At 43.8% G+C, this 10,762-nt stretch carries 14 protein-coding genes; 11 read left to right on the top strand and 3 right to left on the bottom strand.

The genetic code is table 11. The features are described from left to right. The 11 genes from Q4491_RS19000 to Q4491_RS18950 all read left to right on the top strand — a co-directional run. The coding region (locus Q4491_RS19000; protein ID WP_303459893.1) for an RHS repeat-associated core domain-containing protein at window positions 1-642 on the top strand (642 nt) is incomplete at its 5' end. Between the two features lies 1 nt (window position 643). Continuing rightward, window positions 644-991 carry a hypothetical protein gene (locus tag Q4491_RS18995; protein WP_303459890.1) on the top strand — a complete coding sequence of 116 codons (348 nt, stop codon included), beginning with the start codon at window positions 644-646 and terminating at the stop codon, window positions 989-991. Between the two features lie 264 nt (window positions 992-1,255). Continuing rightward, complete coding sequence (locus Q4491_RS18990) at window positions 1,256-1,591, top strand: hypothetical protein (protein ID WP_303459888.1); 336 nt, start codon at window positions 1,256-1,258, stop codon at window positions 1,589-1,591. A 3-nt stretch (window positions 1,592-1,594) separates the two neighbouring features. Beyond that, window positions 1,595-2,272 carry a hypothetical protein gene (locus Q4491_RS18985; protein ID WP_303459885.1) on the top strand — a complete coding sequence of 226 codons (678 nt, stop codon included), beginning with the start codon at window positions 1,595-1,597 and terminating at the stop codon, window positions 2,270-2,272. Window positions 2,273-2,474: 202 nt separating this feature from the next. After that, window positions 2,475-3,119, top strand: coding sequence for an RHS repeat-associated core domain-containing protein (locus tag Q4491_RS18980; protein WP_303459882.1), 645 nt, complete (start codon window positions 2,475-2,477; stop codon window positions 3,117-3,119). A gap of 455 nt (window positions 3,120-3,574) precedes the next feature. Beyond that, window positions 3,575-4,153 (top strand): hypothetical protein, encoded by a 579-nt coding sequence (locus Q4491_RS18975; protein WP_303459879.1) that lies wholly within the window; start codon window positions 3,575-3,577, stop codon window positions 4,151-4,153. A 676-nt stretch (window positions 4,154-4,829) separates the two neighbouring features. Then, on the top strand, window positions 4,830-5,120 hold the full coding sequence (locus tag Q4491_RS18970) for a hypothetical protein (RefSeq protein ID WP_303459877.1): 291 nt from the start codon (window positions 4,830-4,832) through the stop codon (window positions 5,118-5,120). A 161-nt stretch (window positions 5,121-5,281) separates the two neighbouring features. Then, window positions 5,282-5,788: an RHS repeat-associated core domain-containing protein gene (locus Q4491_RS18965; RefSeq protein WP_303459874.1), complete on the top strand. Its 507-nt coding sequence runs from the start codon at window positions 5,282-5,284 to the stop codon at window positions 5,786-5,788. Continuing rightward, window positions 5,788-6,066: a hypothetical protein gene (locus Q4491_RS18960; protein WP_234205710.1), complete on the top strand. Its 279-nt coding sequence runs from the start codon at window positions 5,788-5,790 to the stop codon at window positions 6,064-6,066. Before Q4491_RS18965 ends, Q4491_RS18960 begins: the two co-directional genes overlap by 1 nt. 51 nt (window positions 6,067-6,117) lie before the next feature. Then, window positions 6,118-6,492, top strand: a complete 375-nt coding sequence (locus Q4491_RS18955; protein WP_303459869.1) for an RHS repeat domain-containing protein — start codon at window positions 6,118-6,120, stop codon at window positions 6,490-6,492. Between the two features lie 274 nt (window positions 6,493-6,766). Then, window positions 6,767-7,507: an AraC family transcriptional regulator gene (locus tag Q4491_RS18950; RefSeq protein WP_237795022.1), complete on the top strand. Its 741-nt coding sequence runs from the start codon at window positions 6,767-6,769 to the stop codon at window positions 7,505-7,507. A 63-nt stretch (window positions 7,508-7,570) separates the two neighbouring features. Here Q4491_RS18950 and hemB read toward each other — a convergent pair whose 3' ends face one another. The 3 genes from hemB to malK all read right to left on the bottom strand — a co-directional run bounded on the left by hemB (window position 7,571) and on the right by malK (window position 10,503). Further along, window positions 7,571-8,560 (bottom strand): porphobilinogen synthase, encoded by a 990-nt coding sequence (gene hemB / locus Q4491_RS18945; RefSeq protein WP_237795023.1) that lies wholly within the window; start codon window positions 8,558-8,560, stop codon window positions 7,571-7,573. 394 nt (window positions 8,561-8,954) lie between these two features. Next, the gene (locus tag Q4491_RS18940; RefSeq protein WP_027251572.1) at window positions 8,955-9,140 is read right to left on the bottom strand and encodes a hypothetical protein; all 186 of its coding nucleotides are present in this window, start codon (window positions 9,138-9,140) and stop codon (window positions 8,955-8,957) included. A gap of 253 nt (window positions 9,141-9,393) precedes the next feature. After that, window positions 9,394-10,503 carry a maltose/maltodextrin ABC transporter ATP-binding protein MalK gene (malK, locus tag Q4491_RS18935; RefSeq protein WP_237795025.1) on the bottom strand — a complete coding sequence of 370 codons (1,110 nt, stop codon included), beginning with the start codon at window positions 10,501-10,503 and terminating at the stop codon, window positions 9,394-9,396. Window positions 10,504-10,762: the final 259 nt, after the last annotated feature.

Below are 10,762 nucleotides of genomic sequence, written 5' to 3'. Positions count from 1 at the left end.
GCTCAGCCACTCACCTTCAACATTGGTTTTCCAGGGCAATACCGGGATGCGGAGTCCGGCCTGAACTACAATTTCTATCGGGATTACGATCCGAATACAGGGCGGTATATTCAGCGGGATCCGATTGGGTTGGGTGGGGGAGTAAGCGTCTATACTTATGTTTATAATAATCCCATTAGATATATTGACCCTACTGGTGAAATTGGTCTTTTCGGTGGTATCTATGGTGCTATTTCTGGTGGTATTGGAGGCTATATTTCTGGTGGATGGCAAGGAGCATTAGCTGGTGCTGGTGCATTAGTTGGTGCTGTTAATCCGTTTGGGGCTAGTGTTGCAGGAGCAGCCGCTGGAGCTGGTATAGCAAGCCTTTTGGGCCAAGGTGCTGGTAATGTCGTTGCAGGGAAAGATATCACTAATCTTTGTAATTATGACTTTTCAGCTGCTGGAGGTGCAGCGTTAGGTGGCGCATTAGGCGGTCCATTGGGTACTGCAATCGGTCGTTATGTAGGGCCTTACCGTTTCCCAGTTATTGGGCGACCTCTGGGTGCGTCAAGTATAAGTAATGCTCCGGGAAATACTGTAGGGGCCATTGTTGAAGGCATATCAGTGGGTGTGGGTGAATTAGGAGGACAGCAGTTCTAATATGATGTGGTTATTAACGGCAATTTATTTTCTATTATACTCATTTGTGCTATGGGGAGGATTTATCATTTATGGAAAATCTTTATTGTACCTAGGTAAGTCAGGGGGAGGGTTGAAATTTTTTGGAGGATTTATTATTTATGCAGTATTTTCATGTGTGTTAGTTTCCCCTTTATTTTTAGCACTCACGATGATCGATGATTGGCGAGAAAGTTTTAAATTAAACCCAATTTATACGATTTATTTCTTTGTGTTGTTTCTTCTTGCATCAGTTCCTGGTGGTATTTATTTCAAGAAGCATTATTTAAGTGATCTGAAAAAACTCGGATATTTTGCACAGAGACGATAGGTAAAATGATAAAAAATAATTTGTATTTATGGGTTCTCTGGCTGAACAGTATGTATAAAACCTATTTGTGAACCTAGAAACTATTGTTGATAAAGTGTATGAATAGACAGGACCTTAAGTATTAAGCTTTTCATAAATTCCATCTAAGGTTCTGTAACTTAACAGCGCTGAGTTTTGATGTCGCGGGATTAGTGATACCCGGCGTAACGGGATCGGGGGGCTGCGAGCCGGGTTGCGAAGAGTGGTAGAGCAACAGTAGATTTGGTGCAAGACGTCGCTAGTCGAGCGGAGAAGAAAATTGGTGGCTTTGGTGCTGCAGCAGGCTCAAAAAAGCATGCATATGCGAAGCAGTTAATGGATCGTTATCAACGCCGATTTGGAGGAAGTCTCGAAACAGAAGTTAGTTTTAGAGGTGGTCAACCAGTTGGTTATGGTACAAAAGGAAGCACACGTTTAGATGTTTGGGACCCTGCCACTGGTAATGTTTATGATTATAAATTTACAGTTAGACCGGGAAGGGGCGTTTCAGCTCGTCAACAAACGAAGATTCGTACGCAAGGCCCATCTGGTATTAATAATATTATTGAGGTTAATCCATAGATAATGAAAAAACTAACACCATTAATTAAGAAGAAAATAACGAAGCAGTGGCATGATGAATTTACTGGGCTTGGAATTTATAAAAGCATGTGGCTTTTGAGAAGAGTGGGATTTTTTGTACAAGGAATATGTCTAGATAGGGACTCAACCAATTCTAATTATCTGCCTATATTTCATGTTCATAATCTAGTTGGCCAGAAAGATGATGTTATCTCATTAACTTTGAGAACACCATTTAGGCAAATATCTAATGGTGTGCCATTTCATATAACATTACTTCAGCATGAGAAGAGTTTTTCTGAGTATGTTCTTGACTTTAAAGCACAAACACCACTCCCATTAGAGGGGGGTATATCATGTGATGAGATGATTAAGGCGTATGAAAATTACATTGCGAATGGACAGTATGAAACTCGATATCCATTAAGTCAATATTTTGATATGTTGTGCTTGTTTATATGGTGCGATCGAATTGATGAGGCGAAAGTTTTTTTTGATGATGTGCGTGATAAGATTGATAGTTGGCCATATGATGTTACTCGATATATGGGCGAAAGGATAACTGACTTTAATAATCTTCAAAGTTACATTGATAATCCTGAAGTGATGAGAGCGACCATCGAGACTACGATAGAGAGGCTTGGATTTGCAGGAATTCCATCTGGCGAGTTAATTGAATAATTATACAATCAACACATTATGCTGATTAAATATTCTAATTAAATGGCGTAGCAGGCACCATGAAGAATGCTAGCAAACGCAGTTTGATTGGCTGGGGAACACTTTACTCCGTGAAAACGGCCCTCAGGGTCAGAAAGATTATACCTACGGCGCCACAGGCTACGCCCCGGTCACGATTGATGCAGACGGACAGGTTGCAGATGTGCTGAGTGATCACCTGTCCGCCCCGGTCGGGTTGATTCAGGCACAAAACCTGATCTGGCAACAGGCGAGGAGCCCGTTCGGGAAAGCAGGTGGCACAGCTCAACCAATCACCTTCAACATTGGTTTTCCAGGGCAATACCGGGATGCGGAGTCCGGCCTGAACTACAATTTCTACCGGGATTACGATCCGAATACTGGGCGGTACATTCAGCGTGATCCGATTGGGTTGCGGGAAGGGTTGAATATTTATGCCTACGTGGGCGGCAATCCATTGAAGTATATTGATTCACTGGGGCTGAAAGTTCAAATATGTAGCCAACCAGCTTTTGGGTGGGCACCGGTAGACCATCAGTGGATCAAGACTGACACCAAGGAAGCTGGTATGGGATCAGTCGGGGGCGGCGGAAATGCTGGAAACGAAAGTGGTGATTTGCCCGGTGATCCTGTGGAAGTTACTGATCATACTGGTAGGTATAAACAAAAAGGTGTGTCGTGTGAAGATGTAGATAATGTCGATGAAAATAAAGTGAATGAACTTTTGGAAATTGGAAAAGGGCTTGGTAGATGGGGACCGACAAATCAGTGCCAATCTTTCGTCCAAGATGTAATAAACCAATCAACAATCGATGGATATACATATTAGATGAAAATAGTGAATCCCAAAGTTCTGTATTTTCTTGGCTATTGCAGCATTATTGTTTTTTTATATTCGCTGCTTTGTATTTTTTCTTCAGGAAGTTTGGCAAGTGTTTTTTGTAAAAATGAATTTAGCTTGTTTCATGAACATTTTAGGTGCAGGCAGCCATATATAGCATTAATTTTATGCTTTGTTTCTTTCATTTTATCCGTTTTTTATTTTGGTCTGGACTAAGGTTAAAGAATAAGAAAGGTGGAGGGTAATTGGCGAATATACGTTTATCAGCATTAGAAAACGGGAATCATCTATCGATGGTTTCCGTTCCATAAAATATTATATATTTCCATTTAATCCTCCAACTTGCCATAAGACAAGACATGGTTGGCAATACAACTCATCAACAGGATCTTACCATCCACCCAATGAATTGTGCGGATGGTCATTGTTATTTGGGGATTAAGATGAGCACTAATGATTTAGAAAGTTTGGTTCAGAAAGGTTTTTCGTTCCTTGTTTCTGATTACCATTTTCGCTGTGTTGAAGTTACGAATCATGTCGTTCGTTTTGAAAGTGATAAGGTGTTTATGGCTGTGCGTTATGATGCATACCGTTCGTATGAACTCGATGTTGAAATTGGTGAGCTGAATGTTCTGTATGGTGGGCAAGAGCGGCCATTTAATATGGGAGAGATTCTTAGACTGGAGGGTGTGGCCGAAAAAGAAAGGTATACCTTTTTCCAGGCCAGCACTCCTTCCGTACTGGCTAACTGTGTTGCCAAACTGTCGTCGTTATTGTCTACCTATGCAGTTGAGTTATTGCAACATAATGAGTTCGTTTTTAAACGCCTATCGGGTTTAAGAGAAAGAGAGTGTGACCAGTATGAGTTGAAAAGCAAGCTGGCGCATATCAGAAGAGAAGTACAAATTGCCTGGGAAAATAAAGATTACGCCAAAGTTGCTACGCTGTATAAATCGGTAGAACCTTCTATCAGTGATGTAGAGAAAAATAAACTTGCATTTGCTGAGAAGCAAGTAAAATGACAAAGCCTGCTTTAGCGAGCAAATAAGCGAGGCCACTCTGCAATATGTACTACCGAAAGAAAACCCCAGGTATGCCCCGGTAACCATGTTGGGATTGTAACTGGTGCGAAAACAACGGTTTCACAAAGTTCAAAAACTGACTTAGTTGAAAGTAATGACTGGGGGTTTAGACCAGGACTATCACCAGTATATAGAAGGTGTTCATGTGGGAAATAATGTGATAAATATGGTTCGTATCATTACACTTGTTATTGTGGCTATGATTTCTGGTTCTCTATGTTTTTTTTTTTGGATATCAAGAGGGGGGGATTAATGCATACAATAAAGGGTATATCAGTGGGCAAATTGAATTTGCACTTTCTTTAGAAAAGGAGATTGGATACACTGTCAATGGCAGTGATGATAAAAATATGATTCGACATTTCAAAGATGTGAAAGATATAACAATTTATATTGTGGATAAAGAAGGTGTGAAAACAGTTGCTTTTTGGGAGTAAATTGACATCAGCCTATATGACTAGAAATATATTGCGGAAGTATCTGGAACGAGACATTAAGAAATAAATGTCGGTACACCTGGCCGGTGATGGTATGGAACTCCGAGGAGGGCTAAAGTGGCTCAAGGAACTTTGGCGGGAGGGTTAGCTGGAGATGCTGCAACAGCAGGAGGTTGTGGGTGTCAGAATTAAAAATTCCCGTGCTGGTATATACACCTCGTTATCTGATGGGAGGTATATCTGATGAAAAACAACTTCACATTGTCAGTGAGAAGAAGTTAGCTGAAGGTTGTTTTGATCATGGTGTAGTGATTGATTCCTGCGGAGCAAGGTACCGTATTATATCGGCTAAGAAAAAAGAGGTGTATTCTTTGACTTTTCTGCATGCTATAAAAGCTATTATTGGATGGGATAGTTGGGGTTCAAAGCCTGTTTGGGCTGAATTGGAATTATCTTATACAAAAAAATGAACCTTGACGCGATAAAGTCCGAAATTCTCGATATTCTTCTGAAAAATAAAAATTGGTATTCGAAATATGGCCACACGAAGCATAGCATATTGGTTTTAGTTGATGATGCCAGGACGGTTGAAGATTTAATCAGTAAAATTTCTATTTACCCGTAATCGGAAATGCCAGGACAGATACTCAGAAGAGAAAATATTCAGCGTGATCCGATTGGGCTGGGTGGGGGATTGAATATTTATTCATATGTTAGGGGAGATCCACTGAGTTATATCGACCCATTGGGATTAGCGAGATTTGGGTTCAAGCCATTGAGTGGTGATGAATCTTATTACAGTAACAACCATATTCCCGATGGAAGCAGCAATTATCATCGCGCACATGAACAGCCTTGGTTTGACGGTAATCCAAATGAAAATGTTGGATTTTTTGCTGACGATATTCGTTCAGACGATGGCTATAACAGAAATGAGTATGACTTTTTTGGACCTGTCTATGACGATAATTTAATGCGCCAAGCATTGGATAATATTCGCGAGGATTGGGATAACAACACATACTGTGTTGTGGGCAAAAATTGTCAGCATTTTTCAGATGCACTGAGGCAAGAGTATGACCGACTAGCAAATCCTCCAACTTGCCGTATGACAAGACGTGGTAAGAGGTGCAACTAATGGCTAGAAAGCTGAGGATTTATCTTAGTCTGTTGATTTTGATTTTCCCGGTTGCAACATATCTTCTGGGAATAGTGAACGCATCAAATGGATTAGTGTGGTTAGCCCTTGATACCGGTTATTACTATCCTGTTTATGTGATTACACCATCTTTATTTAAAAAGTTAGAAATGGGGCTGCTTGTACCTATGTTGGGAGGGCGATTACTTGCTTTTTTGTTGTATTTACTCTCGCTCTTATTATTTTTCAAAATGAAGGATAAGCTCTTTCCTAACTGATAAATGACGCTGGCTGCTGGTGAAGGTTGGCAATGAAAATCCAGTCAGGGGTTGACCCATCAGTACAGCTACACCCCATTTGGTGAGATTGCACAATGGGATAACGCAGGAATACCCGTCAGTTACGCCTATGATGCGAATGGTCAGATCCAGAACATGACCACCCCGCAAGGGAGCTATTCATTCAACTGGAATGCCAACGGGATTCTCACCCGCCAGCAAACACCCGACGGGTTGGTGTTAACCAATCAGTACGATGCATTAAATCGTTTAACTTCAAGGCGGTACAACCAGGGCGCGTTCAGTAAAGACTGGCAGTATCAGTACAGTCTGGCGGGGCTGCTGGAAAGCATCACTCAGGATAGCGTAAATCAGACTTTTGCATACGATGCCAGCCAGCCAGCCAGCCAGCCAGCCAGCGCTTAGCTTAGCTTAGCTTAGCTTAGCTTAGTTCAGGTGAATACAGTCTCGATGCACTGAAAAACCTTCAAATATGGCTCAGAAGCAGCGGCAATCATTGTCAATGGGACCAGTTGTACTAAGCCCATGCAGCCCCCAAAAGCGGTATACACTTTCTTGTGTTCAGAGTGCAAAGTGGTGTCCCGGATTGTCTTGGAACAACAGCGAAAAGGAAAGCCAACTAGAGACACGATAAGAGGCTAGTGGTATATATGTAACAAGATGTTTCTTTGGCTGAATTATGAATATTGAATATTTCTTTCAAAATCCAATGATCCCTTTTCCTGAAGGGTATCTTGTTGTCAAAAACAAAAAACACCAGATTGTCGCCTGCAATGAAGCACACCAGAAATTAGCCGGGAAGCATGAGCACGCACAGCTGCTAGGTTTAACTGACAATGATTTACCTTGGAGAAGTTACGCCAATCTCTATCAAATGTATGAAAAAGATATCATGAGAGGGCGACAATACAGCTTGCGCCTACCCTTAATCGATGTGTCAGGGTGCGTTCACCAGCTGTATATAAAAAAGCGGGTAATTCTAGACCAGCATGGCTTGATAGCAGGAACAATGACACACGCACTATCGATGAGCAGTAGTGAGAATGAATACATGGTCACCACACAGTTTGCTGCCATTGAACAAATATCCCGCTTGAAGGACAAGCGCTTATTTAAGGTTTGTAAGCGACTGCTACTGAATCCGCAGTGCGATCTGCCCATTGAGCAATATGCTGCGGATGTTGGTATGACATCTAGAAGTTTATCGAGACTGTTTAAATCAGAGCTTGGAGAATGCTTTTCTCAAATGCGCAGGCTGATTCGGGTTTATCTCTCGATTCCTCAATTGTTACATGGCCGCAAACCAAGTCAGGTTGCGCTGGATTTTGGCTATCAGTCTCAAGCCAGTTACTCAACTGTCTTCAAGCAAATCACAGGTTTATCTCCCGGAGGTTACGTCAAAGCCCATTCTCATCAGTAAGCTGGGAAATGGCTGGGTGCTTTTTACTGAGGTAAGAACCGAAGTCATCTGGTCACGCTTTGACTAGTGACTGACATCGTTATCCTCCTGTAACCATTGAGCGACGCGTCTGGCAAAGTAAGTCACCACGATATCCGCACCAGCACGTTTGAAACCGAGCATGGTTTCCATAACTGACTGCCGTTCATCGACAAGACCAGCCTCTATCGCATGTTGCAGAATCGCGTACTCTCCGCTGACTTGATAGACGGCAACGGGCAGGTTGGTGTTTTCACGGATGCGATGAACAATATCAAGATAGGGTGTGCCGGGTTTGACCATTAAGATATCGGCACCTTCTTGTTCATCCATTGAAGCTTCAATCAGTGCTTCCCTACCGTTTGTCGGATTGGCCTGATAGGTTTTACGATCGCCTGATAATTCACAATCCACTGCTTGGCGAAATGGGCCGTAAAATGCAGAAGCGTATTTCATTGAATGAGCCAAAATGCCGACATGATGGTAACCGGCCTGATCGAGAGCCTGACGAATCGCCTGTGTCTGGCCATCCATCATGGTTGAAGGAGCCAGTATGTCAGCTCCGGCTTTTGCTGCGGTCACAGCTTGCTTGGCTAAATTTTCTAATGTGGCATCGTTATCGACATCGTCTCGGTGAATCACACCACAGTGGCCGTGTGTGGTGTATTCACAAAAACAGATATCGGGGATCACAACAATGTCTGGGCATGCCTGCTTTATCGTCCGGATCATACGTGCCAGTAAGCCATGCTCATCCCACGTATCAGAGCCTTGGTTGTCTTTTGTATGCGATATGCCAAATGGCATCACGTAACGGATGCCGAGCTCGTACAACTCACGAACTTCCTGTGCCACATTCTGCTCTGCATAGCGTACTAACCCCGGCAGCGCATCAATAGGCTTATTGGTTGTGATCTGCTCTTCGATAAAAAGAGGCTGAATTAAATCCTGAATACCGATCTGGTGTTCCTGAACGAGTTTTCGAAGATGAGGACTCGCTCTGAGGCGTCGTTGTCGACGGCACATTGTTGTCATTATGATCGACCTTTTATTGTTCGTTTGAATGCATTGTTATGTTTTGAGGGCGAGATGTATTTCGCAAATCGGACACTTTTTTATTCAAATCGGACATGGGCGCCACCGCCTTTGAGTGACTTACTCGGCGGTAAAATGACTGTTAAGCGCGTCAGTGAAAATACGTCTGTAAGTGATACGATGTTTACGATTTTGAAGGCGGTTAGCCGATGGACTGCAAATAAGTGTCATGAACTAGGTGATTGGGCGGTTGCTGGAAATCGGGGACTGGTTGGTGTGTTTGACATCTTTCCCGCCAATTCAGCCCCGCCAATTCCAGAAATGCTGGCGATTCCCGGTGACGATTCGCCCGGCCATAATCAGGCCGGGCTGAGGAATATCTTACTGGTGGTAATTACTCTCCATCATCGGGATAGAAGCGACCTTCCGGGGTGTAAGGTTCTTTATCATCCACAATACTGCGCTGGCCACGAATTTCTCTCAGTTGGTGTTCAAGCATTCTTACCTGCTGATAATCTCCCTCCTGATAAGCGGCTGTGAGGCGTAGTTCAATGTCTTCAATGCGTTCTCGGATACTCATTGTGACCTCCGGCTCAATAGCTGTGACACAGTGCCAGTCAGTGTCTTCCTGACACGTTCCACTAACAAGCATACTGTAAAAAAGCCGACCTGTTTATTCCTATAAGAGGCAGGTTGTACTGTGTATTAGATGTATTAGAAATAAAGAAACCGGAAAGCCAGATTGGCTCCCCGGTTATTGAGATGAAAATGGAGCAGATTCAGTTTTATAGCCGATGGGTAGGCGAATTAACTGATGTCCGGGCGGATTGAGATTACACCCCAAATTCCTGGAAGAGTCTGCGGCAAGCCTGGCCGTCGCGATGGAACAGGTGACAGCGATGCGCCGGAATACCGACTTTGAGCACCTGGCCTGCATCGACATCCAGTATGTCTGGCTGACGGTAAACGAAATCGGCATCAACCCCTTTAAGGTTCAGATAAACCTGAGTTTCGTTGCCCAGCTTTTCTACCACCTGAATATCACCTTCTACTGTGGCGTCCCCTTCATCACCTGAGAGCAGGTGTTCAGGACGAATGCCCAGCGACATGCGATCCCCGCGGGTGACTGTGGTGCCATCAACAGGGATCCAGAAAGTGGTACCGTTAGCAAGCTGAACCATCACGCGCTCTTTTTCAACCTGCTCGACAAACACGCTGATGAAATTCATTTTAGGCGAACCAATGAAGCCGGCAACAAACCGGTTCTCTGGGTAATGGTATAACTCAAGAGGCTTACCAACCTGAGAGACGAAACCGCCATCAAGCACGACAATCTTATCAGCCATCGTCATGGCTTCTACCTGATCATGGGTCACGTAGATCATGGTGCAACCGAGTTGCTTATGCAGTTTGGCGATTTCAATCCGCATTTGGACACGAAGCGAAGCGTCGAGATTGGACAAAGGCTCATCGAGCAGGAAGACATTCGGTTGCGCGACCAGTGTACGGCCAATAGCGACACGCTGACGCTGACCGCCTGACAAAGACTTGGGCTTGCGGTCTAAAAGGTGGCCTAACTGAAGGATGTCGGCGGCGTTTTCTACCCGCTTACGAATTTCTGCTTTATCGGCTTTCGCCAGTTTCATTCCGAACGACATATTGTCGAACAGGTTCAGGTGCGGATACAGCGCATAAGACTGAAAGACCATACCCACACCGCGCTGGGCAGGTGGGATATCATTCATACGCTGTTCACCTATGTATAAATCACCTGAGGTAATGTCTTCCAGGCCAGCAATACAGCGCAACAGAGTGGATTTACCGCAGCCTGATGGCCCGACAAACACCACAAATTCTCCTTCAGCGATATCCAGATTGACGTTTTTTGAAATCAGGTTATCGCCATAAGCTTTACTAACATTGCGTAAAGTGACACTCGCCATCTGGCTTCCCTCTATATTTTGTCTCTGGCCCGCACAATGGTAGATGTCATTAGGCGTGCCAGTAAAGTCGGTGTAGAAAAAACAGGGTAGCGCCCAAAGTACAGCGGCATTGGAGTGGCTGCTACCCGTAAACTGCGAAAATGACTTCCCAACACTCTCGCAGGTGTGACGATGCCAAGTGGTGGACATCAATGTTGCTTCATGCAGCAACAATCAACAATAAAAAGACAGTTTACCGTTGAACACGCTCAAGCCTTGT

Source organism: Photobacterium sp. 2_MG-2023 (assembly GCF_030547675.1).
GTDB classification, from domain to species: Bacteria; Pseudomonadota; Gammaproteobacteria; order Enterobacterales; family Vibrionaceae; genus Photobacterium; species Photobacterium arenosum.
This window is presented reverse-complemented; position numbering and strand designations above follow the sequence as displayed.

What these genes read in the sequence shown, in the direction of transcription:
- Q4491_RS18950 (WP_237795022.1), top strand. Translation starts at nt 6,767, where the DNA reads ATGAATATTGAATATTTCTTTCAAAATCCAATGATCCCTTTTCCTGAA.
- Q4491_RS18975 (WP_303459879.1), top strand. Translation starts at nt 3,575, where the DNA reads ATGAGCACTAATGATTTAGAAAGTTTGGTTCAGAAAGGTTTTTCGTTC.
- Q4491_RS18940 (WP_027251572.1), bottom strand. Translation starts at nt 9,140, where the DNA reads ATGAGTATCCGAGAACGCATTGAAGACATTGAACTACGCCTCACAGCC.
- Q4491_RS18965 (WP_303459874.1), top strand. Translation starts at nt 5,282, where the DNA reads ATGCCAGGACAGATACTCAGAAGAGAAAATATTCAGCGTGATCCGATT.
- Q4491_RS18995 (WP_303459890.1), top strand. Translation starts at nt 644, where the DNA reads ATGATGTGGTTATTAACGGCAATTTATTTTCTATTATACTCATTTGTG.
- Q4491_RS18985 (WP_303459885.1), top strand. Translation starts at nt 1,595, where the DNA reads ATGAAAAAACTAACACCATTAATTAAGAAGAAAATAACGAAGCAGTGG.
- malK (WP_237795025.1), bottom strand. Translation starts at nt 10,503, where the DNA reads ATGGCGAGTGTCACTTTACGCAATGTTAGTAAAGCTTATGGCGATAAC.
- hemB (WP_237795023.1), bottom strand. Translation starts at nt 8,560, where the DNA reads ATGACAACAATGTGCCGTCGACAACGACGCCTCAGAGCGAGTCCTCAT.
- Q4491_RS18960 (WP_234205710.1), top strand. Translation starts at nt 5,788, where the DNA reads ATGGCTAGAAAGCTGAGGATTTATCTTAGTCTGTTGATTTTGATTTTC.